Annotated in this window: 14 protein-coding genes and 3 tRNA genes; 11 read left to right on the top strand and 6 right to left on the bottom strand. The window is 71.2% G+C overall.

Annotation, left to right across the window (positions count from 1 at the left end):
- The first annotated feature begins 98 nt into the window (after nucleotides 1-98).
- From ABXS69_RS00845 to ABXS69_RS00865, 5 genes are all read left to right on the top strand, one after another.
- Nucleotides 99-1,454 carry an AGE family epimerase/isomerase gene (locus tag ABXS69_RS00845; RefSeq protein WP_366180745.1) on the top strand — a complete coding sequence of 452 codons (1,356 nt, stop codon included), beginning with the start codon at nucleotides 99-101 and terminating at the stop codon, nucleotides 1,452-1,454.
- A 118-nt stretch (nucleotides 1,455-1,572) separates the two neighbouring features.
- Nucleotides 1,573-1,658, top strand: a tRNA-Ser gene (locus ABXS69_RS00850).
- A gap of 84 nt (nucleotides 1,659-1,742) precedes the next feature.
- Nucleotides 1,743-1,829, top strand: a tRNA-Ser gene (locus tag ABXS69_RS00855).
- A 709-nt stretch (nucleotides 1,830-2,538) separates the two neighbouring features.
- Nucleotides 2,539-2,614 (top strand) — tRNA-Arg (locus ABXS69_RS00860).
- 389 nt (nucleotides 2,615-3,003) lie between these two features.
- Nucleotides 3,004-4,449: a GuaB1 family IMP dehydrogenase-related protein gene (locus ABXS69_RS00865; protein ID WP_366180746.1), complete on the top strand. Its 1,446-nt coding sequence runs from the start codon at nucleotides 3,004-3,006 to the stop codon at nucleotides 4,447-4,449.
- A gap of 53 nt (nucleotides 4,450-4,502) precedes the next feature.
- On the opposite strand, the gene ABXS69_RS00870 is transcribed toward ABXS69_RS00865, so the two are convergent.
- Nucleotides 4,503-5,735 (bottom strand): PLP-dependent transferase, encoded by a 1,233-nt coding sequence (locus tag ABXS69_RS00870; RefSeq protein ID WP_366180747.1) that lies wholly within the window; start codon nucleotides 5,733-5,735, stop codon nucleotides 4,503-4,505.
- A 435-nt stretch (nucleotides 5,736-6,170) separates the two neighbouring features.
- Here ABXS69_RS00870 and ABXS69_RS00875 point away from each other — a divergent pair, with 435 nt between their 5' ends.
- The 4 genes from ABXS69_RS00875 to pulA all read left to right on the top strand — a co-directional run bounded on the left by ABXS69_RS00875 (nucleotide 6,171) and on the right by pulA (nucleotide 16,448).
- Nucleotides 6,171-11,417: a S8 family serine peptidase gene (locus ABXS69_RS00875; RefSeq protein ID WP_366180748.1), complete on the top strand. Its 5,247-nt coding sequence runs from the start codon at nucleotides 6,171-6,173 to the stop codon at nucleotides 11,415-11,417.
- 169 nt (nucleotides 11,418-11,586) lie between these two features.
- Nucleotides 11,587-12,882, top strand: a complete 1,296-nt coding sequence (locus ABXS69_RS00880; protein WP_366180749.1) for an ATP-binding protein — start codon at nucleotides 11,587-11,589, stop codon at nucleotides 12,880-12,882.
- A 1-nt stretch (nucleotide 12,883) separates the two neighbouring features.
- Nucleotides 12,884-13,477 (top strand): RloB family protein, encoded by a 594-nt coding sequence (locus tag ABXS69_RS00885; protein WP_366180750.1) that lies wholly within the window; start codon nucleotides 12,884-12,886, stop codon nucleotides 13,475-13,477.
- A gap of 127 nt (nucleotides 13,478-13,604) precedes the next feature.
- Entirely contained in the window at nucleotides 13,605-16,448 is a 2,844-nt protein-coding gene (gene pulA / locus ABXS69_RS00890) for a pullulanase-type alpha-1,6-glucosidase (RefSeq protein WP_366180751.1), read from the top strand.
- Nucleotides 16,449-16,557: 109 nt separating this feature from the next.
- On the opposite strand, the gene ABXS69_RS00895 is transcribed toward pulA, so the two are convergent.
- The 4 genes from ABXS69_RS00895 to ABXS69_RS00910 form a co-directional block, all read right to left on the bottom strand.
- Complete coding sequence (locus ABXS69_RS00895) at nucleotides 16,558-16,752, bottom strand: hypothetical protein (protein WP_366180752.1); 195 nt, start codon at nucleotides 16,750-16,752, stop codon at nucleotides 16,558-16,560.
- 93 nt (nucleotides 16,753-16,845) lie between these two features.
- Nucleotides 16,846-18,003 carry a histidine kinase gene (locus tag ABXS69_RS00900; RefSeq protein WP_366180753.1) on the bottom strand — a complete coding sequence of 386 codons (1,158 nt, stop codon included), beginning with the start codon at nucleotides 18,001-18,003 and terminating at the stop codon, nucleotides 16,846-16,848.
- Nucleotides 18,000-18,677: a response regulator transcription factor gene (locus ABXS69_RS00905; RefSeq protein ID WP_366180754.1), complete on the bottom strand. Its 678-nt coding sequence runs from the start codon at nucleotides 18,675-18,677 to the stop codon at nucleotides 18,000-18,002. The genes ABXS69_RS00900 and ABXS69_RS00905 overlap by 4 nt, the downstream gene beginning before the upstream one ends.
- Nucleotides 18,590-19,831 (bottom strand): histidine kinase, encoded by a 1,242-nt coding sequence (locus ABXS69_RS00910; protein WP_366180755.1) that lies wholly within the window; start codon nucleotides 19,829-19,831, stop codon nucleotides 18,590-18,592. The genes ABXS69_RS00905 and ABXS69_RS00910 overlap by 88 nt, the downstream gene beginning before the upstream one ends.
- Before the next feature lie 352 nt (nucleotides 19,832-20,183).
- On the opposite strand from ABXS69_RS00910, the gene ABXS69_RS00915 reads away from it, so the two are divergent.
- A complete protein-coding gene (locus ABXS69_RS00915; RefSeq protein ID WP_366180756.1) occupies nucleotides 20,184-20,999 on the top strand; it encodes an ABC transporter ATP-binding protein in 816 nt (271 codons plus the stop codon).
- Nucleotides 20,996-21,736, top strand: a complete 741-nt coding sequence (locus ABXS69_RS00920; RefSeq protein ID WP_366180757.1) for an ABC transporter permease — start codon at nucleotides 20,996-20,998, stop codon at nucleotides 21,734-21,736. The genes ABXS69_RS00915 and ABXS69_RS00920 overlap by 4 nt, the downstream gene beginning before the upstream one ends.
- A gap of 468 nt (nucleotides 21,737-22,204) precedes the next feature.
- Here the strand turns inward: ABXS69_RS00920 and ABXS69_RS00925 are convergent, their stop codons facing one another.
- Entirely contained in the window at nucleotides 22,205-22,441 is a 237-nt protein-coding gene (locus tag ABXS69_RS00925; protein WP_366180758.1) for a hypothetical protein, read from the bottom strand.
- Nucleotides 22,442-23,111: the final 670 nt, after the last annotated feature.

Below are 23,111 nucleotides of genomic sequence, written 5' to 3' on the forward strand. Positions count from 1 at the left end.
GCCCGGCCGGCTGATAGCCTGCGCTGCATCAGGCATGGGCGGCGACGGTGCTCCGCCGCTTCCGCTCCCGCCCATGCGCACCGGGTCGAGGAGGACTCATGGGACTGGGATGGTTCGGCGCGCCGGAGCACAACCGTTGGCTCGCCGAGGAGATGTGCGCGCTCCTGCGTCACGGGCGGGCCGCTCGGGTGCCCGCGGGCTTTGGTTGGATCGGGCCCGACGGCGCCGTGGACGCCTCTCGCCCCGTTGAGCTGTGGATCACTGGCCGCATGACCTTCGCCTTCTCCCTGGGGACGCTCCTGGGGATCCCCGGCTGCCGCCGCTATGCCGATCACGGCGTGCGGGCCCTGACCCGCGCGCTGCGCGACCACGCCCACGGGGGCTGGTACTCCGCCATCGGCCATGAGCTGGACGCCGAGGGCCACGGCGTCCCCACTCGGGAGGCGGATCGCAAGGAGTGCTACCAGCACGCCTTCGTCATGCTCGCCGCCGCTGCGGCGACGGCCGCGAACCGCCCCGGCGCCCATGAGCTGCTCGCCGAGGCCTGCCGCGTCGTCGAGGCGCACTGGTGGGACGCCTCCTACGGCATGCCGGTCGAGTCCTACGCCGCCGACTGGAGCGACCCGGAGGACTACCGGGGCCTCAACGCGGCGATGCACACCGTCGAGGCCTTCCTGGCCACCGCCGATGTCACCGGGGACTCGGCATGGCTGGAGCGCGCCGTCCAGATCATCGACTTCGCCGTCAACGTCCATGCCCGCGACCATGACTGGCGCCTCCCCGAGCATTACGACACCGCCTGGCACCCGCGCCTGGACTACAACGAGGACGCCCCCGCCCACCCCTTCCGCCCCTATGGCGCGACCCCCGGGCACGGCCTGGAGTGGGCGCGCCTGACGGTCCAGGCCCGCGCCGCGCTCGTGGGCCGCCGCCTGCTCGTGCCCGACTGGATGCTCGATGCCGCGGAGTCACTCTTCGACCGCGCCCGCTCGGACGCCTGGAGGAAGGACGGCCGGCCGGGCTTCGTCTACACCACGGACTTCGACGGCCGTCCCATCGTCCGTGAGCGCATGCACTGGGTCGTCTGCGAGGGCATCTCCGCTGCCGCCGCGATCCGCCAAGCCCTGCTCGACGACGGCCGCGGCGAGATCGAGGTCGAGCTCTACGAGCACTGCTACCGCACGTGGCTCGACTACGCCGAGGAGTGCCTCATCGTCTCGCCCGGTGCGTGGTGGCACGAGCTCGACGCCTCCAACTCGCCGTCCACGCGGATCTGGGAAGGGCGCCCGGACATCTACCACGCCCTCCAGGCGATGCTCATGCCCCGCCTGCCGGTGTGGCCCTCGATGGCGCAGGCCATCGCCGAGGGCCGCCTCGACCGGCCCTCCTCGGCGCCGCTCGCCGAGGAGCATGGGAGGGGCTCGCGCCGTCGCGGGCTCTTCGGCCGCGGGTGAGGCGAGCCGACTGGCGCCGTGAGCGAGGAGCCCGCCACGGAGCGGCCGGCGCCCGACTGGCATCCGGCAGGGCGCGATGCTGTAGGGTCGGTCCTGCCCGGCGGTGGCGCCGGGCCATGGAGGAATGACAGAGCGGCCGAATGTGGCGGTCTTGAAAACCGCTGTGCGCCTCGCGCACCGGGGGTTCGAATCCCTCTTCCTCCGCGGCGGCTGCGGCTGCCCGGCCCTCGCGGCTCGCTTTGCGGGGCCGGGGCGCCCTGGGGTAGTCTCGCAGCGCGCTTCGCGTCTGGAGACGTCGCATAGTGGCCTAGTGCGCCTCCCTGCTAAGGAGGTTGGGGTGGAAGCCCCTCGGGGGTTCGAATCCCCCCGTCTCCGCCGGACAGCCCCGGGGATCGCTCCCCGGGGCCTACTTGTGCTCGGTCGAGGGGGAGGGGCTTCCGCCTCGGTGGCGCCCCGGCGTCGGGCTGCTAGCGCCCCGCTGGATTTCCCAGGCGGTTCTCAGTGAAATCAAGGGCGTCCTCCCAGGTCCGCGGAGTTATATGGGTGTCACCGCCGGGCGGAACGGATCGGGAGGGTTGGGGAACCCGCTGATCGGTTCGGGCCGAGGCTGGAGCAGGTCTTAGGGAGCCTGCTCCAGGCGCTCCGGCGAAGGAGGCCAGCTCCTTCCTCATCATGGGAACCGGGGGGAGTAGAGCGGCCTCACGAACGAAGGGCCCGTGGGCCCGGGTGTCACCCGGGCCCACGGGCCCTGATCGTTCCGGGAAATGTCTCTGAACAGCCGTGATACTGACGAGGATCAACTATGGGATGCGGGCCGGGGCGTCCAGGGGGGCGGGGCCATTCAGCACGGCCTCGGATGGCGGCGCGCCGACGTCGGTCAGCGGTGGTAGCAGAGCCGACGGCGGCTGGCGACGGGGCTGACGGAGTCGGAGGGGCCCCGCGTGGGGCTGAGGCCCGGTGACGGGGCGCCGCCCTCGCCCCGGGGGCTTCCGCGGCCTCACCTGGCCCTGTGCCGCGCTTCACGGTCTGGCGATTTGGTGAGCCCAGGGGCTCGGCGTAGAGTCCTGCCTGTCGGAAACGACATGCGCCAGTAGCTCAACGGATAGAGCAGCTGACTACGGATCAGCAGGTTGGGGGTTCGAATCCCTTCTGGCGCACCAACACCCCGTCATCGGCTGGATCGACAGTCGGAGCCGGGGTGTTTTCCATGCCCGGGAAACTGGGGGCTGTTCCACCGACAGGCGCGATCCGCGCCCAGTAGTGCCGTTCGCGCCCAGAGGTGCGGGTAGGACGCGCTTCTGGGTGCGAACGGCGCCAGTCGGTGCGAACGGCGCCAGTCGGCGTGGAGAGCGCCGGTGGGTGGCGCGATCGCGCTATCCGCTGGGCCGATACGTCTGCCGATCCGCCGCAGGATGACGGCCGCCCTCGCCGCGACGAGGGCCGCGGCCGCGAGCATCGCGCAGACCGCAAGGTCCGGCCTGCTTTGAGATGGGAGCGCGACCGGAGGATCGAGGCGGGGGCGGCCGAGCGACTCGGCTAGGCTCTGGGGGTGAAGTTTCTCAACGGGTTGGACCCGTCCTTCGACCTGACCTACGACGACGTCTTCATGGTGCCCTCGCGCTCGTCCGTGGGCTCGCGCATGGGCGTGGACCTCGCCACCGACGACGGGACCGGCGCGACGATCCCGCTCGTCGTGGCCAATATGACAGCCGTCGCCGGCAAGCGCATGGCTGAGACCGTGGCCCGTCGCGGCGGGTTGACGATCATCCCGCAGGACATCCCCGTCGACGTCGTCATGGACACGGTCGCCCAGGTCAAGGCCTCCCACCTCGTCTACGACACTCCCGTCACCGTTAAGCCCCACCACACCTGCGGCTACGCCATGGGCCTCATCCCCAAGCGCTCCCACGGCGCCGCCATCGTCGTCGACCCGGGGACCGATCGGCCCGTGGGCATCGTGGACCTCTCCGACGCCTCCGACGTCGATCGCTTCACCCAGGTGCGCGCCGTCATGTCCACCGAGCTCGTCACCCTGCCCGAGGGCATCGACGCCCGAGAGGCCTTCGACCGCCTCAAGGCCGCCCGCCGCCGCATGGCGCCCGTGGTCGACGCCGGGGGCCGCCTCGTCGGCGTCCTCACCCGCGCCGGCGCCGTGCGCTCCACGATCTACCGCCCCGCCGTCGACGCCGCGGGCCGCCTGCGCATCGGCGCCGCCATCGGGATGAACGGGGACCCCGCCGGGCGCGCCGTCGAGCTCGTCGAGGCCGGGGTGGACGTCATCGTCGTCGACACCGCCCACGGCCACCAGGACCGGATGCTTGACACCGTCGCCTCCGTGCGATCGGCCCTGCCCGCAGGAGCGCCGATCGCCGCCGGGAACGTCGTGACCGCCGCCGGCGTGCGCGACCTCGCCGAGGCCGGCGCCTCCATCATCAAGGTCGGGGTCGGGCCGGGCGCCATGTGCACCACCCGCATGCAGACCGGTGTGGGCCGACCCCAGTTCTCCGCCGTCCTGGAGTGCTCGCAGGCCGCCCACGACCTCGGGGCCTCCGTCTGGGCCGACGGCGGCGTGCGCCACCCCCGCGACGTCGCCCTCGCGCTCGCGGCCGGGGCCTCCAACGTCATGATCGGCTCCTGGTTCGCCGGCACCCACGAGTCTCCGGGCGACGCCCAGATCGACGCCGATGGGCGCGCCTACAAGGAGTCCTTCGGCATGGCCTCCACGCGCGCGGTCCTCGGGCGCACCGAGGGGGAGAACGCCTTCGATCGGGCCCGCAAGGCCCTGTTCGAGGAGGGCATCAGCGGCGGGCGCATGTACATCGACCCGGCCCGCCCCGGCGTCGAGGACCTCATCGACCAGATCATCTCCGGCGTGCGCTCCTCCTTCACCTACGCGGGCGCCGCCTCCATCGCCGAGTTCCGCGAGCGGGCGATCGTCGGCCTTCAGTCCGCCTCCGGCTACCGCGAGGGAGCCCCCGTCCCCGTCTCGTGGTGAGCGCGCGGGTCAACGCGGCATATTCTGAGTGACTCAGTGAATGCTCGGGGCGCTCACCTCGCCCCGGCCTCGAGGGCCTGGAGGAGGTCGGCGGTGAGATCCGCGGCGTCCTCGATGCCCACGCTCAGACGCAGGAGGCGGTCGGACAGCCCGTAGGCGGCCCGCCGCTCCGGCGGGACATCGGCGTGGGTCTGCACACTCGGGTTGGTCACGAGGGACTCCACGCCGCCGAGGGACTCGGCGAAGGTGAAGACCCTCAGCGCGGTGAGCGTCGTCGCGATATCCACGCCCTCGGCCACCTCGAAGGACACCATCCCGCTTCGTCCCGGGTAGAGCACCCGATCCACCAGGGGGCTCGGCTCAAGGGCCGCGGCGACGGCCCGCGCGTTGGCCTCGTGCCGGTCCATGCGAACCCCCAGCGTCTTCAGGCCCCGCAGCAGCAGGAAGCAGTCGAAGGGGGACAACGTCGCGCCGGTCGTGTTGAGCCGGTACTGGACGCGCTCGCCCGCCGTCTCGTCGGCGACGACGATCGCCCCGGCCATGACGTCGTTGTGCCCGCTCAGGTACTTCGTCGCCGAGTACAGGACGACGTCGGCGCCCAGTTCCAGCGGCCGGCACAGGTACGGGGTGAGGAAGGTGTTGTCGACGGCGAGCAGTGCCCCCGCGCTGTGGGCCAGCCGGGCCGCGGCGGCCAGGTCGATGAGCGACATCATCGGATTGGTCGGCGATTCCACGAGGACGAGCGAGGCGGGCCGGTCCGGCCCCAGCGCCTCGCGCAGGCCCTCGTCCCCCAGGACGAAGTCGACCTCGTAGGCGCCCTCGGAGGCGAGTACCTCCAGGAGCCGGTAGCTGCCGCCGTAGAGGTCCTCCAGCGCCACGATCCTCGAGCCGGCCGGGGCCAGCGCGCGGATTGCCAGCTCGATCGCCGCCATCCCCGAGGACAGGGCGAATCCGGCCGCGCCGCCGTCGAGCCTGGCCAGGGCGTCCTGGACGACGTCGCGGGTGGGGGAGGCGGTGCGCGTGTAGTCGTAGCCGGTGGACTCGCCCAGGCCCGGGTGCCCGAAGGCCGTGGACAGGTGGATCGGCGTCGTGATCGCGCCGGTGAGCGGGTCGGTGCGGGTGCCCGCCTGCGCGAGCAGCGTGCCGATCCGGAGGGAGGGGCCGGTCCCGCGGGGACAGGCGGTGCCGGCGTCCCACGTGGGGTGGCGGTGGATCGGCGAGGCACGGACGGGGGAGCGGGGCGTGTCGGGGATTCTGGTGCGGTCGGTGGCCGGGTTGCTGGTCATGGTGGATCCTGGGTGCGCTGGTGCGGGGGCGGGATGAACGCGTCCCGTCTGGGTCGACGGGAGCGGAGTCGACGAGCGCCGCGAGCGGTGACGACCTCGGACTCTGACCGTGATTGGGGGACAGCGACGGCTGGCGCTGTCAGCGCATCCGCATTCGACGCGTGCCGTGGGCGCGCAGACGCTGGGCGCGGGGCATGATCATCGAGGCCGTCATGGGATGGACGGTAGCGCCACCACGGGCCGCCCGGTCAAGCCCCGCCCGCTATCTGGGCCGGATCTGATCCGCGGCGATGCCGGGCGATCTGTCTCAATCCTTCACATAGCGTTCGCGCCGCGCGGTACTCTCGCCCTGGTCAGGGCCGCTCAGGAGCGTCTCGGGCCGGTTCGCCACCTCCGCTCATAGCCGAATCCTCTCGCTCTTCAAAGGAGAAGCCTGTGCGAGTCCCGCCCTCCGCGCGCCTGCGCACCGCCATGGGAGCCGCCGCGCTCTCGCTGCTGCTCGTCATCCCCCAGGCGCTCCTGGGCCGGGCGGCCGCAGCGCCCGCAGAGCCCCCGATCCTCCAGCGGGCCGTCAATGAGGCCGTCGGCCAGGCGCAGGCCGGCACTGCGGAGCGGGTCCGGGTCGTCGTCATGCTCAAGGACCAGCCCTCCTCGCCGTCGTCGGCAGCGGAGTCGGCCAACCTCGCCGCTCAGGACCCGCTCATCGCCGCCTGGAGCGGCGCCTACGGCCTGAGCGTCGATGACCGGTTCGGCTACCTCGTCAACGGCATGACCGCCACCATGCCCGCGGATAAGATCGCCGCTCTCGCCCTCGACCCCGCCGTGGCATCGGTGCGCAAGGAGCGCGTCTACTACCCGAGCGAGTACTCGGCGCGCGATGAGGAGGGCGTCCCCGCGGCCCTGGCTGGCTACGGGGCTGACGGCGCCGGCACGGTCATCTCCATCATCGACTACGGCATCGACCCCTCCCACCCCGACCTGCGCCTCGATGACTGCGGAGCCGCCAAGATCAAGGAGGTCAACCCCTCCGGAGGGCGGTTCACCTGCAAAGTCCCCAACGGGTACAACTACGCCGACGAGTCCTTCGAGATCCGTGACCTCACCGGCTCCCAGCACGGCCAGCACGTGGCCGGCATCGCCGCCGCCAACGGCTCGCAGGGCAGCGAGCCGGACTTCGCTGACTCGGGGCGCATCGACGGCGTCGCCCCCAACGCCCAGCTGCTGGCCATGAAGGTCTTCTCCAATGACCCCGCCAAGTCGGGCCAGGCCCGCGACGGGGACATCATCGCCGCGATCGAGGACTCGGTGAAGATGGGAGCTGACGTCATCAATCTCTCCCTGGGCGGGGCCAACGGCGTGCCGGACTCCTCCGACGGCGCCAGGGCGGCCATCGAGCAGGCCCGCCAGGCGGGGGTCCTCACCGTCGCGGCCGCCGGCAACGACGGCCTCAACTTCTCCGTCGGTCAGGGCCCGGATGACGCGCTGGGCCGCTTCGACGACGGGACCGCGGCCAGCCCCGGCGTCCAGGGATCGGCGCTCACCGTCGCCTCCCTGAACAACTCCCGGTTCACGATCCCCAGCGGGTCCTTCGGCGAGGGCGACTCCGCCATCACCTTCGCCTACGCGCGGCTCGGCGGCGCCGCGCCGCGGACGGCGTCGCGGGTGGTCGATGCGGGGCTCGGGCGAGCCCAGGACTACGCGGCAGGGGCCGACCTCTCCGGAGCCATCGCGCTGGTCGAGCACGGGGAGAACCCCTTCGCGGACAAGCTCGCCAACGCGCGGGCCCACGGGGCCGCGGGCGTGCTCCTCTTCAACCCCCAGGCGGGCCAGGGGCGGCCCATCAACCCGGCGGGCGCCGAGGCCCATCCCCTGTTCTCCGCGATCATCCCACCGGACCGGGCGCAGGCGATCCGCCGGGCCCTCGCCGAGGACCCGGGCCGGAGGATCCGCTTCGACGGGCCGCCGACGTCGGCCCCCTACCCGGGAGGCACGGCCCCCTCGCCCTTCTCCTCCTGGGGCGCCACCCAGAACCTCGATTTCGAGCCGGAGATCGCCGGCATCGGCGGCGGCGTCTACTCGACGGTCGGCTCCGCCGGCTACGCCACCATGGAGGGCACCTCGATGGCGGCGCCGAACGTCTCGGCCATGGGGGCGCTCCTGCTCCACGACCTGGCCGCGCGCTACCCGCAGACCCAGGGTGCCGAGAGAATCGACCTGGCCAGGACCCTGCTCATGAACACGGCCTGGGTCCCCTCGGCGGCCGACGGCTCCCCAGCTGCTCCGCGCCAGGTGGGTGCCGGGCTGGCGCGGATCGACAAGGCCCTGGCCTCGCCCGTCAGCGCCACCGTCGACGGCGCCCCGTCGGTGGCGCTGCGCGAGGTGAACGCGCCCAGGGCCTTCACCGTCACCCTGACGAACCATTCCGGCGCCGACGCCTCCTACGCGCTGCCCGCCCAGGAGGTGCTCACGGAGAGCAACGCCGCCGGCGCGCCGACCACTGTGTCCGTGTCCGCCACCGAGAGCCTGACGCCGTCGAGCGCCGAGGTGACCGTGCCCGCGGGCGGCACGGCCACCGTGGGCCTCACCCTCGCCCCGGACACCGCCTCCCCCCACTTCATCGAGGGCTGGGTCCGCCTCGCCTCCACCACGGGCGCGCCCGACCTCGTCGTCCCCTACATGGGATTCGTGGGCGACTGGAACGCCGAGTCCATCATCCAGCCCGAGGGCCAGGCCTGGGGCATCGCCGGTGGCGCCACGGACACCACCGGCCTCATCGGGAGGGTTGACGCCTACACGGTGCCCGTCGCGGGGGCCGACGGCCAGCGCCTCGCGCTGTCGCCCAACGGCGACGGCAAGATGGACGCCGCCGTGCCCTCGCTCGTCATGATGCGCAACGCGCGGGACATCCGCTACGAGGTCCTCGACACGGCGGGCAACCGGGTCGTCGATCTGGGCGATGAGCAGAACGTCCAGCGCCTGACGGGTCGGTACTTCGCCGACCCCGCCTACAGCGGCGGCCTCGGCCACGCGGGAGCGGCCTTCGACGGCACCGCCTGGAACGCCCAGGCGGGCGCCTTCCAGGCGCTGCCCGACGGCCAGTACGCCTACCGGGTCTCCGCGCGCCTCAGCGAGGACTACGCCTGGCAGACCGTCGACCTCCCCCTGACGATCGACACCGCCGCGCCCACCGTCACGATCCTGGGCAAGAGCGAGTCCTCGGTGCGCTTCACCGTGGAGGACTCCGGCTCCGGGATCATGGGCGAGCCCATGGTGGTCCTCGCCGACGGCACGACCGCGCCCGTGGCCAAGCGGGCGGATGGCTCCTGGACGGCCACGCTCGCCGGCACCACGCCGTACGCGACGATCAGCGCGATCGACGCCGGATTCAACGTCACCGAGAAGCACGCGATCTACGCCTCCTCCGGGATGTTCGTCGCTGTCGACGGCCATCTGGGCGCCGCCAGCGTCATCCTCGGCGCCGACGAGACCCGCGACATCCCCATCACCGGCTTCGTCACCCCCGACATCACGCGGGTGACCGTCAACGGCGCTGACGCCCCCCTCACGGGCGGCGAGTTCGCTGCCACCCTGGCCGGCGAGCACCCGGCCGGCATGGTCATGGTGCGCGGCTACGGCGCCGACGGGGCCCTCATCGACGAGTTCGCCGTCGTCGTCATCCGCGACACGGTCCCGCCCACCGTCACCCTCACCGGGGGCGTCGACCAGGCCGGGCAGGTGATCGCCGACGCCGACGGCGCGATCAGCCTGACCGGCGCCGTCTCGGACGACCGCGCCGAGCCCGCGGACATGACCCTGACCATCAACGGCCAGGGCGTGACGATCAAGGAGGACGGCACCTTCAGCCTTGCCACGACCCTCGATGCCTCCACGACCTCCCTCGGCATCGCGCTCAACGATGGTGCCAACACCTCCGCGCTCACCGTCCCGGTCGCCGGCCGGGCGCAGGCGCCTGAGGCTGCCGCCATCAGCCTGACCAACGGCGAGTGCTACCGGAGCATGATCTGCGAGGTCTCCTCCAGCTCGCCCGATCGCGGCGCCGACGGCGCCTTCACCCTGCGCGGCACGACCAGCGGGGGCGTGGCGGGCCTCGAGCTCACACCCGGCTCGCGCGCGCGGGATGACGGCGCGATCGACGAGAACTCGCCCATCGCGGCGACCGTGGCGGCGGACGGCTCCTTCACCGCGCCCGTGCCCGCGCCGTCGGGCCTCACCCAGTACCGGGTGGTGGCCCGCGACGCGGCGGGAGCGATCCTCGCCGAGGGCGTCGTCAGCCTGTACGTGGATGTGACGCCTCCGTCAGCCGACTTCACCGAGCCGCCCCTGCACGGTGGCGAGCTCTACACCAACCAGGACTCGGTGGCCTTCACGGGCACCGTCTCCGATGATCAGTGGGGCTACAGCCTGCGGCTCAACAACGAGGTCGCGGCGGACTTCTTCCGCGTAGACAACCCCGGGGCGAACGTCAACAAGCAGGGCTTCTCCGAGTCCCTCGCCGTCAAGGACGGCGACACGCTGTACGTCGGGGCGGCGGACAGGCTGGGCAACTCGCTTGAGGCCCGCATCCCCGTTCATGTGGACAAGGAGGCCCCTGGCGCCGCCCTCGACGCCAAGGAGGGCGAGGTCATCCGCGACAAGCGCGAGCTGACCGCCACCGCCACCGACCCCCATATGGCCGGTCTGTCGGTGAGCGTGGACGGCAAGGCGGTGGACTCGCTGTCGACCTCCCGCGCCAAGCGGCGCGCCGACGTCGAGGACGTCCTCGCGCCAGTGGGCCGAGCGGCGGGCGGCGATGGCGCGGTCACCGGTGCCGGTCCCGACGGCGCGGGCCCGGGAGCCGTCGGCGATCCCGGCGCGGCCGAGAGCGGTGGCGGCGGTGCCGCCCCTGGGGGGCCGGGCGGGCTCCTCGCCGAGCAGACCGGCTCGGTGGCCGCGGGCGCCCTCAATATCGCCGTGCCCACTGCCGGCATGGCGGCCGGGACTCATGTCATCACCATGACCGCCACGGATCTCGCTGGTAATACGACCACGCTGTCTAGGGCCGTGGTCGTGGATGCCGACGCCGTCATCAACGGGCCGGACTCGGCCACGGTGACCGTCGAGCCCGGAGGCCTCACCGATCAGTCCGCCGTGGCCGCGAAGGTCCTCGCGCTCTACTCCGTGACCGACGACGGCTCGGCCACCGCCGCCGGTGGCACTGCGCTGTCGCTGGCGCCGAGCACCGTGCTCGTGCCTGGGGGGAACGCCGTGACCCTCGTGGCCACGGACGCCGCCGGCCGGATCGTGACCCGCCAGGTCGCCATCACGATCTCCTCCCCGGAGCAGCCCCCGCCCGGGGGCGATGGTGGGGGCGGCGGCTCCGCTGGGACGGGTGGCCCGGCTGACGGCGCCGGGAGCACCGGCGCGCAAGGGGCCGCGGGTGCCCCGCCCGCCCGGCCCAGCCAGCCCGGCGAGTTGCCCGCCGTGCCTCCCCGGCCGGGCCAGGAGGTCGATGGCGGAGGCCCGCCCTCCGGGCGCCCCCCGATGAACGCGGGGGCCGTGGCCAGCACCGGCGCCAACGCGATGGCCGCGCTGGGCATGGCGGCCGTGGCGCTCCTCGTCGGAGGCGCGGCCATGTGGCGCCGCCGTTGGAGCGTGGGGCTGTCGAGCGCTGCCGCCGAGTGAGACTCGGGCGCGCTGGGCGCTCACTGAGCAGGCGTCGTGAGCGCCTGGGGCCGCCGTCCTCTCAAGGGCGTCGGCCCCAACCGCGTGCTCGATCCTGATGAGGTGCCGCCATCATGCGAGATCCGAAAATTTTTTCCTCCTCGATGCCTGTCGGGCGTAGCATGTGCGCATGCTGCTGACATTCTCTGTCACCAACTTCCGATGCTTCACGGACGAGGCCGTCCTGGATCTCGTCCGTCCTTCCCTGAGGACCCTCATGCCCGGGCGCGGCTCCTCCTGGATCCAGGAGACCCAGCGAGCGGCCGCGATCTACGGTGCCAACGCCTCTGGTAAGTCCACCCTGCTCGACGCCCTCGAGGCGCTGCACCGGGCTATCGGCGGCGCGCGCGGAATCCTCTACCAGCCGGACAGGTTCCGGCCGGACGCCTCGGAGCCCACCACCTACCGGCTCGAGTTCACCGTCGATGACAGGCGCTTCGCCTATACGGTGGCGGCTGAGGCCTGGGGTATCTCGAGCGAGGAGCTGTGGGAGGTCGGTAGGCGATGGAAGAAGGTCTTCGTCCGGCGTCAGGCGGCCGCGTCTGCTCCTTTGGAGGTCTTGGCGGGGCCATCGCTTCGTGGCGCCAATCGCGAGGTCAAGAACCTGACGAGTGTGGATGACCTCTTCCTGGGCGTGGCCTTCCGCTACCGCCATGAGACGCTCTTCCCCCTGGTCAAGGAGCTGCGTGCCACGTCCTTCGTCCACCATTCGGACGATGAGAGGCTCGCACGGATCCGCTGGCTCACGACCCGGCTCGCAGATGACCCCCAGGTGTGGGGAGAGATCAGCGCCGTCCTCTCCCAGATGGCGGACCTGGGCATTCTCCGCGTCGAGCTTGAGGAGCGGGAGATCCCCCCGAAAGCACTCGAGGAGATCCGCTCCCTCGTTGAGCGCCTTCAGGGTGAGGACGTCGAGCTTCCTGATGAGCTGCTTCGCCAGCTCCGTCATTCCCTGGCCTTCATCCATCGTGGACCCGACGGTGCCGAGTGCCGGCTAGGACTCGGCGCTCAGAGCGAGGGCACTCTCACCTGGCTTGCCACCGCCGGTCCGGCCGTCCAGGTCTTGCGCCAGGGTGGCGTGCTCGTCGTCGATGAGCTCGATGCGAGCCTCCACCCCCATCTCGCCTCCGCGCTCATTGAGATGTTCCAGGATCCGGATCTCAATACGACCGGTGCCCAGATCATCGCGACCACGCATGACGCATCGCTGCTGGGCAACACGCCGACCCCCAGGCTCGAGGCCGCTGAGACGTGGTTCTGTGAGAAGGATGATGACGGCTCCTCAAGCATCTACTCGCTCGCTGATTTCACTGGTCTTCGCCGGGCCAGCAACAAGGAGAAGCGCTACCTCGTGGGCGCTCTCGGCGGTGTTCCCAGGGTCGATCCATCGGGCCTGCGCCGCCTCCTCGCGGTTACGGGGGACTGAGATGGGTCGAGGAAGGCTGGCTCGGGGGCGTGCGTCCCGCCAGCAGCGCCGAGCGATCCTGGTGGTGACGAACGGCCGGCGGACCGAGAAGGCGTACTTGGACCGTCTCAAACAGAAGGTAGGGCGGTCGATCACGCTCACGACCCGCTTCATCAACGGTGATCCCCAGAGCGTCATCAAGGAGCTTCGAGGACCGCGCTCCGATCTCGATTCCTTCGACGAGGCGTGGATCGTCGTCGATCATGACGGTATGGACCGATCTGACTTCCTGCGAGCTTGCGGGGAGCTGAGCAGGAAGAAGCGCCCGGTCCACGGTGTCGTCTCAGTCCCTTGTTTCGAGGTGTGGCTCGCCGCGCACTACTGTCAGGTCTTCAACTACCAAGACCAGCATGACGCTCAGCGCCACTACGCGCGGATCGCTCGTGTGCGTAGGGGAGGGGAGAAGTTCCTTCCCGAGGACTTCCCGTGGGACGCCGTCGCGGATGCCGCCCAACGATGCCGGCTCGCGGGCGTCCCTGAGCCGGGGCTGGACACGCAGGGCCCCTGCCCTTCAACGACCATGCCCCACCTCATGCGCGGCCTCGGACTCCTCTGAGGAGAACCGGTCTCGATCCTGTTTTCGACCGGTCTCGATCCTGTTTTCGACCGGTCTCGATCCTGTTTTCGACCGGTCTCGGCGGAATGGGGTGGATCGCGGGGGCGGGTCATGGGAAGGTGGGCCCATGAAGGACGCGGAGGGGCGTCGGCGCACCGCGCCCACTGCCCACCACGAGGCACCGATCAAGCACGAGGTCCCCGGGGCGGGGGAGTGCCGCGCCTACTGGCTCGACACCACCACCCTCGCCTGGCCCGTGAGGCTCCTGCCCGCCGGCGTGCTCCCATCCGAGCTGGTCTCGACCACCCGTCCGCCGGTCTCCTTCGACCTCATCGCCAGCCCGCGCGGTGGCACCGCGGTCGCAGAGGGCCTGCTCACCCTCGGCGACGGCGCCCTCGTCGTCCCCCTCGTCGTCGTGGGGATCATCGACGACGTCCTTCCCGAGGCGCTCGCCACGCACCCGCCACTCGCCGGATACCTGGCTCTGAGCACGCAGGACGCCATCGCGGGGCCCCGGTTGCCCGACGACGCCGTGGTGGCGGCGCTCACCGGTCAACTGACGATCGTGCAGCGCACGGTGGACTCCGACGCCGTCGGCCACTGGATCACCGCCTGCACCGGCGTTCAGATCTGGCCGATCCTCGACCTCCTCTACGGCGGCGCCGCCAGCCGCGACGGTTCCGCGCCCCTCGGCCCCACGTGGGGCGGCGGCCGTCGTCAGGAGGAGGGCCCCGCCTTCGCGCTCTGGGCGCCCACCGCCGTCGAGGTCGCCCTGCTGAGCTGGGCCGCTGATGACCCCACCGGCTCCGTCCCCCTGATCGATAGCGAGCCCCTGCGATCCCCCGCCCAGCGCATGCCGGACGGTCGCTGGGAGGTGCCCGCGAGCCCCCGTGTCAGCACTGGGGATCAGTACCTGTGGGAGATCCGGGTCTACGTCCCCGCCACCGGGCGCATCGAGACGAACCTCGTCACCGACCCGTACTCCACCGCCCTGACGACGGACTCGCGCCGCAGCGTCGCCGTCGACCTCGCCGATCCCGCGCTCGCCCCCGCCGCCTGGGCGAGCCAGGCCGCGCCCGCCGCGGGAAGCGAGCTCGGGGGAGACGCCGCCCGGGCCATCTACGAGCTCCACGTGCGTGACTTCTCCGCCGCGGACCCGACCTGCCCGGCCGAGTCGCGCGGGACCTACGCCGCCTTCAGCGCTGACAGCGCGGGAACCCGCAGTCTGCGCGAGCTCTCCGAGGCCGGCATCGACACGCTCCACCTCATGCCGACCTTCGACATCGCCTCCATCCCGGAGGACCGAGCCGACCAGGCCGTCCCCGATATCCCCGACGGCGCCCAGCCGGCCTCGCGCCGCCCCCAGGCGGCGATCGCCGCCGTCGCCGACGACGACGCCTACAACTGGGGCTACGACCCCTACCACTGGGGCGTCCCCGAGGGCTCCTACGCGCGCGCCGGGCACCAGGATGGTGGGGCCCGGATCATCGAGATGCGAGAGATGATCGGCGTCCTGCACGCCATGGGCCTCCAGGTGGTGCTCGACCAGGTGTACAACCACACCGCGGCCAGCGGGCAGGACCCGCGCTCCGTGCTGGACCGGATCGTGCCCGGCTATTACCACCGCCTTGACGCCACCGGCGCCATCGAGGACTCCACGTGCGCGAACAACATCGCCACCGAGCGGTCCATGGCCGAGCGCCTCATGATCGACATGTGCGTGCGTTGGGCGCGTGACTACCGGGCGGACGGCTTCCGATTCGACCTCATGGGGCACCACTCCGCGGCCACGATGCGCGCCGTGCGCGAGGCCCTGCGCGCGGAGGCGGCTGAGGTGATCGGCCACGACCCCTTCCTCTACGGGGAGGGCTGGAACTTCGGGGAGGTGCGGGACAACAGGCTCTTCGTCCAGGCCGTGCAGGGCCAGTTGACGGGGACCGGCATCGGCTGCTTCAACGACCGCCTGCGCGATGCCCTGCGCGGCGGAAGCGTCGCGGATTCGGAGCCGAGGGAGATCCAGGGGCTTGGGACGGGCCTGGCGCAGGCGCCGTCGCCCTTCGACACTCGTCCCGCGGATATCCGGCACGCGGATCTCGTCTGGCGCGGCGATCTCGTCCGTATCGCCCTGGCGGGCAACCTGCGAGACGTGGCGCTGCACTCCGGCCACGGCAGCTGGGTGCGGGGTGATGAGCTGCGCTACGGCACGGATCCGGCCGCATTCGCCTCAGAGCCGGTGGAGTCCATCAATTATGTGGACGCCCATGACGACGAGACCCTCTTCGACATCCTCACCTACAAGCTCGACCCGGACGAGCCGATGGAGGCCCGCGCGCGCATGGCGGCGCTGTGCCTGGGCGTGGTCGCGCTCGGGCAGTCGCCGGCGTTCTGGGCGGCCGGCGCGGAGATGCTGCGCTCGAAGTCCCTGGATCGCGATTCCTACAACTCCGGGGACCACTTCAACGCCCTCGACTGGTCATGCGCGGACAACGGTTGGGGGCGGGGCCTGCCCCCTGCCGAGCGCAACTTCGACCGGTGGCTCATTCAGGCCGGGCTGCTCACCCGCCCCGGGCTGCGGCCCACCGCCGAGCGCATCGCCGCGACCCGCGCCCAGTGCCTCGACTTCCTGCGGCTGCGGCGATCCACCCCGTTGCTGGCGCTGGGCAGCGCCGAGCTCATCCGGGAGCGGGTCTCCTTCCCGGTTACCGGTGATCCTGGCGTCATCGTCATGGTGATCGACGACGGCGCCGGGCCCGCTGACCTCGACCCGACCCTCGACGGCCTCGCCGTGGTCATCAACGCGGGAGCCCAGGAATCAGTGGTGCGCCCGGACCCCATGACGGGGCGCGGATTCATCCTCAGCCCGATCCAGGCCGCGGGCGCGGACGACGTCGTCAAGGGCACGGCCTTCAACCCGACCACGGGCGAGCTGCGCGTCCCCGCGCGCACGGTGGCGGTGCTCATCGAGCCCTGAGCGAGTGGTGGGGGAGCGGGGGGAGCGCAAAAGAAATAGCTCGGGCCCGTCTCGAAGAGACGGGCCCGAACTCCGCACAGGAAGGTGAACGAATATGGGGTGCGCTGACTCAGCAGAGCCAGCCGAAGAAGTGGGCGCAACGGATGTGCCAGTATGCCGGGACGATGGCGTTGCCGGACTGGTCGAACTGTGAAGCGGCCTGCGGGGCCTTGGGGCTCGCCTCAGCGGCCGAGACGGCCGGAGTGACAGCGGTAAGAAGTGAGGCGGCGAGGAGCGCGCCGGCCAGGGTGCGACGACGAGTCACGGTGATCTCCTATGTCGGGGTCAGGGAGCTCTGTGTTGGCTCCAGTCTTACGGGTTCATGGGACACCGCCATCGCCCCTAGGGTCAAGGGGTCTCATTCTTTTGTAGGACTGTCTTGTCTCGGGAAGGTCTCGGGAGAATCCGAGGCGGGACCGAGTGGGAGGGTGAGTGTGAGGGTCCAGTGGTGGTCGGTGGTGGTGTGGGTGAGGGTTCCGTCGAGGGCTTGGGCGCGCTCGTGGAGTCCGATGAGTCCGAGTCCTGAGGTCAGGGCGGGGTCGGTGGGTCGGTGGTGGTCGGCGATGGGGTTGGTGGCCAGGAGGGTGGCCTGGTTGGGGGTGGCGCCGATGATGATGGTGCAGTGGGCGTCTTTGGCGGCGTATTTGGTCATGTTGGCGACGGTCTCGTCGAGGGCTCGGGTCAGGGTGGTGGTGATGGTGGGGGGTAGGTGGGTGAGTTCGCCGTCGGTGGTGATGGTGGCGTGCAGGCCGGCGTTGGCCAGTGTGGTGCGGGCGTTGGTCATGGCTTGGGTGAGGCTGGGGATGGGTGCGGTGGGGGTGGGGGTGTCCTGGCGCAGGAGGCGCAGCATGGTGCGCAGGTCGGTCACCGACCGATGACCCATCGCCGCGATCTCGTCGAGGAGCGCGGCGATGCGGGGCTCCTCCTCCGCCAGGGGGCGCACGGCCTGGACCAGCATGACCATCTGGGTGTTGGCGCGGGCGAGGGTGTCGTGCAGGTCCCGCGCGATCGAGGTCCGTTGCGCGGCCAGGGCTGCGAGGCGTTCCGCCTCCATCCGCTCCATCTGCGCGCGGAAGTAGAGCAGGGCCATTCCCGCGCTCGCCGCTCCGCTGAGGAGGACCGGCGCCTGGAGGATCGCGTCGGCGCCGGCGCCACCGGCCTGCGCGCGGAATATGACGTCGACGCAGGAGGCCGTCACGATGAGGGCGACCTGCCGGAAGCGCCTGACGGGGATGAGGAGCGCGGGGCTGAGGAATCCTGCCGCCTCGAGCGGGGCCGCGAGGGGCAGGTGGGGCGCGGCGGTGATCCCCGCGGCCATGGCGATCGGGACTCCCCAGGGGAGGCGATCGATGAGCAGGAGGCAGACGACCGCGAAAATGCTCGTGGTGAGCGCTAGGTCGTGGAGGTACGTGGCGAGCGAGGTTGCTTGAAACACGATGAACGCCAGTGCGACAGCCAGGCGCAGGGCGCTCCGGGCCTGATGCTCGCGCGGATCAAGCAGGCGCGGGAATCTCATGAGAAGCCGTTCGCGAGGCCCCGGCGGTGCGCCTCGACGACGATCTCCAGCCTGCTCGCGACATTCATCTTCCGCATGATCGCCGAGACGTGGGTCTTCACCGTGGTCTCGGCGACGTTGAGGCGACGGGCGATCTGATAGTTGGACCGCGCCTGGCACAGGAGCGCGAGGACCTCCTTCTCCCGGTCGGAGAGGTCGAGTTCCTCCGCGGCATGCGTCTTCGGGGGCTGGCCGGAGATGTAGCGGTCGAGGATCCTGCTCGTGGGGCCCGGGGAGAGGACCTTGCCGCCCTCGTGGATCGTGTGGATCGCGGCGGTCAACTCGGCCGGGGGCGTCGTCTTGAGGAGGAAGCCGGAGGCGCCCGCGGCCAGCCCCCCGTCGAGGAAGGTGTCATCGTCGAAGGTCGTCAGGATGAGCACGCTCGTGGACGGGGAGATCTCCCGAATGCGCCGGGTCGCCGTCACCCCGTCGAGGATGGGCATCTGCACATCCATGAGGACCACGTCGACGGTGCGCTCGTGCACGATGCTCACCGCGTCGGCGCCGTTCTCCGCCGTCGCCACCACCTCGATGCCGGGCTCGCCCCTCAGGACGCCGGCGATGGCGTCGCGAACGATGGGGTCGTCGTCGACGACGATGATGCGGATCTCACGGTCAGTGGCTGAGGGGGGCATGGCTCGTCTCCAGGGTCGAGTGGGAGGGTGAGTGTGAGGGTCCAGTGGTGGTCGGTGGTGGTGTGGGTGAGGGTTCCGTCGAGGGCTTGGGCGCGCTCGTGGAGTCCGATGAGTCCGAGTCCTGAGGTCAGGGCGGGGTCGGTGGGTCGGTGGTGGTCGGCGATGGGGTTGGTGGCCAGGAGGGTGGCCTGGTTGGGGGTGGCGCCGATGATGATGGTGCAGTGGGCGTCTTTGGCGGCGTATTTGGTCATGTTGGCGACGGTCTCGTCGAGGGCTCGGGTCAGGGTGGTGGTGATGGTGGGGGGTAGGTGGGTGAGTTCGCCGTCGGTGGTGATGGTGGCGTGCAGGCCGGCGTTGGCCAGTGTGGTGCGGGCGTTGGTCATGGCTTGGGTGAGGCTGGGGATGGGTGCGGTGGGGGTGGGGGTGTCCTGGCGCAGGAGGCGCAGCATGGTGCGCAGGTCGGTCACCGACCGATGACCCATCGCCATGACGTCCTCCAAGACGCTCGCCACGCGCCGCCCGCGCGGGCGCTGGCCCAGCGCCTGCTGGGCGAGGAGCGCCATCTGGGTGTTGGCGCGGGCGAGGGTGTCGTGCAGGTCCCGCGCGATCGCCATGCGCTGCGCGCTCAGAGCCGCCTCCCGGAGCCTCTTCTCCCGCGCCACCATCTCGCGGGAGTAGCGCAGGATGAAGCCGATATTGGATCCCGAGGCGATCAGGATCAGTTCAACCACGGGCAAGTCGGCCACCGGGCTGCCGATCGTCAGCGCCGCCAGCCATCCGATGGGGAAGCAGAGGAAGAGCGAGGCCGCCTGGCGCACCCTGCGGTCGACGATGAGCAGGGGGAACATGATGATGTCCGCCAGGAGTGCCGCCGTGAAGAACGACCTGGCCACGAGCGGGACGGTGACTGCCATCAGGACGCAGGTGACTGTCCAGGGGAATCGGCGGCACAGCGCGGGCGCGGGCACCGACAGCAGTGAGAGCGTCGTGTACAGGTCCGCGCCATTCGCGCTGAGGTCGGCGCTGGCCAGGAGCGCCAGAAGGGCGGTGAGGCTCCCGCGGACCGTCCACTGCAGACGGGACGCCTGAAGCCGCTCCCGCCACGAGGGGCGGGGCGCGGGGGGTGTCCCTGGGGATGCGGATGCCGGGCTCACAGGTCGAGGCTAGCCCACCTCCCTGGGTGAAAGGTGGGCCCGTCAGCCTCAGCGGTGGCGCATCCACGTCCATTCCCAAGGGCTCCGCGCTCCGGGGGGGGGTGGCGCCGTCGCCGTCGTCGGGGCGCGATCCGCCTTTGGGAGGAGTGGCATCGCGCGGAAGGCAGGATCCCGAGCCGCCGAGTGAGAAGCGATGCTAGCCCCGAGCCGACGGCAGCGGGCGACCGCCCCGCCGGCCGCCATCCGCGGCCCGCGCCTACTCGCGACCGCGGGTGGGTGAACCCTGACACTACGACTGACTGGCGAGCGCCTGACGGCAACAGCCACGATGCGGCCCGGGAGGATTGAGTCCATGACCGCTGCCCTCGGCGCCTTGGCGACGCGCGATGGCCATGCCGCGGTGAGCGCTCGGGGCATCAAGCAGTCGTTCCGCGGGCGGGAGATCCTCCACGACGTCGACCTCGTGGTGGAGTCCGGGTCTTTCCACGGGCTGATCGGCCCGAGCGGAGCGGGCAAGACCGCGCTGCTGAAGGTCCTCTACGGCGCGCAGCGGGCCCAGGCCGGTGAGGTCTCCCTCCTCGGCAGCGCCCCCGGCGGACGCGACCGCGCGCTCCTGGCGCGGGTCGGTGTGCAGGCCACGGCGTCGGCCTTCTTCGCGCATGCCACCGTGTGGGAGCACCTGAGCACGGTGGCCTCCCTCATGGGGGCGTCCCAGGCCCGCGCCCACCAGTTCCTCGACCAGATGGGCCTGGGCAGGCTGCGCGACTGGCGCGTGGAGCTGATCCCGGTGGGCGCCCGTCGAATGCTGGTCCTTGCCTCCGCGATGGTGCACCACCCGGAGGTCCTCTTCCTCGACGAGCCCATGGCCGATCTGGACGGCTCGGAGCGAGCCGATCTCCTGGACGCGCTCGATGACGCGCGTGACGAGGGGACCACCGTGGTCTGCGCCTCCCGCCTCCTCGGCGAGCTGGGGACCCTGTGCGATGCCGTCTCCGTTCTCGATGAGGGCCGAGTGGTCGCCATCGGGCCGGCCTCCTCCTTCGTCGCTGACTCGAACCGGTGCCTGACCCCGCAGCCCGGTCGGGCTGCCTCGCACCGGCCTCGGGGCCGCGTCGGTGCGCTCGATCCCGTGCCCGGTGTCCTGGGTTCCAGGGGGGTGCCGGCATGAGCCCCTACAAGGCGCTGACCCGCTCACTGGCCCGGACCTACCTGCGCGATCCCGTTGCCCTCGTCTTGTCCCTCGTGCTGCCGCCCGTGCTGCTCGTCGGCCTCACGCTCGCGACGGCCGGGGGGACCTTCGCGGCCTCGGGCCCGGTGCTCGACGTCATCGGTCCCGGCGTGATGACCTTCGGCGCGGCCTGCACGGGGGTGCTCGTCGGCGCTCGCAGTGTGGCCGACTGGCGGGACTCGGGCCTGGGAGCATTCCTGCGCTGTGCGCCGGTGCGGGTGCCCACGCTCCTGTCCGCCGCGCTCAGCGTGGCGATCGTCGTCGCGCTCGTGCAGGCGCTCGTCCTCGCCGCCATCGGACTCGGCATGGGCGCCGGGATGACCGCCACGGCATGGATTCCCCTCGCTTTGGTCCCGGCCGTCCTGGGGACGCTCCTGTTCTGCTCGATCGGCGTCCTCGTGGGGGTTGTGACACCGTCAGCCGCGGTGGCCACCGCCGTCGTCCTGGCGATCGTGGCTCCCATGGTCATTCTCTCGGCCGCCGCCGCGATGACTGACAACCTCCCCGGGGTCCAGGCGCTTTCCTCGTTCCTTCCCACCACATACCTGCTGGATGGGCTGCGCTGGCCTCTGACGAGTGTCGGCGATGCCACCCACGCCCTGTTCGGCTGGTCCATACTCGCCGCTGGCGGCGCTTCTCTCTTCGGGGCCGCCACGTGGTGCATGCGCTGGGAGTAAGCGGAATTTGTGCGAGGGCCAAGCGCCCCGCCGAAACCAAGCGCATGGTGAAGGCGCCTCTGCCCATCTCGGGCGGGGGCGCCTTCGCCTGTCCGAGCGGGGGTGGTGGCTGTCGGTCGCAGGCCGTTGGTCACCGGTTGCCCGCTGCGAGCCTCTGGCTGTTGGGCGCCCAGCGCCAGTCCCCGCCGGCCGGTCATCGGTCCCTGCGAGCTATCGGTTCTCGCCGGCCGGTCATCGGTCCCCGGGTCTTCCTCGCGCTGCGCCTTCGATCCCGATATTACCGTCTCACCCCACAGATACGGCCTCCCCCCGGGGAAACCGCCTCCCTCCGAGGAAACCGTCTCCTCCCGAGGAAACCGCCTCCCCCCGGCGTTGCGCCCTCAAACTACGAGAATGAGGGCGCAACGCCGGGGCGAGGCGGTATCTGCGGGCTGAGACCGTATCTGTAGGCCGAGGGCACGTGAGTACTCAGCGCAGGGGGACGATGCCGCCATCGGCGAGGATTCTCATAAACCTCTCGGGTCGCATGAGGTCGTCCCATGTCCATCGGATCACTTTGAGACCGGTGACGACCTCAATGCGGTTCTCCCTCTGACGCTCGTCGAGCAGGGCCCGCTCGGGAGCCATGCCGCTGACCTCGCGCCGGTACTTGCCCGCGCCGTCGAACTCTCCGACGCGCCGCAGCTCCGGCCAGGCGAAATCCACGCGGGCGACGAATCTCCCATCGCGGTCGTAATAGGAGACCTGCAGATCGGGGCGGGTAGGTGCTGCTCGATGAGAAGGGCGCGGGACAGGCTCTCGCCCACGGATTCTGAGCGCGCGTCACCGTGCCCGAGGCAGAAGCGCGCCCGTGAGTTGCCTTGGCGTCCTGGCTGGGCCTCAACGATGTCGAGCAGCTCCTCGGGCGTGGCGAGCCTTTCGCGGAGAACATGGTCGAGAGCGACGAGCCCGGATTGGAAGGAGCGGTGGCGCATGAGGTCAACTGCGGTATGCGCTGGATCGGTCACCGGCAGGCCGTGCGCCATGACGATCGGGGTGTCCTCCGGGGCAGTGGCGACATGCGCCAGCGGTGTGGTGTCCCCGTGGCTGCCACCGGGGAGCACGAACTGCAGGCGACTCGGCAGGGGGCCGATCATGGGGATGCCTAGGACGACAGCGGCGGATTCGCGGGCGAGGACTCCGGTGCGCCGTCCGCGTGGCGCGTGCGCGTTGGCGAGGATCCTCACCAGGTGCCGTTTGACGTGGGGCAGGGAGTCCCACTCCTTTCGCGGTGTGTAGACGCCGGGCCGTAGCCGGTAGAGGTCCGCTCGCGGTCCCTGGCTGCGCCGGAAGAGGGTGGAGTGGGGGCCGCCCGCAGGGTCCTCGTCCGCGAGGA

Source organism: Actinomyces timonensis (assembly GCF_040702965.1).
Classification (GTDB): Bacteria; Actinomycetota; Actinomycetes; order Actinomycetales; family Actinomycetaceae; genus Actinomyces; species Actinomyces timonensis_A.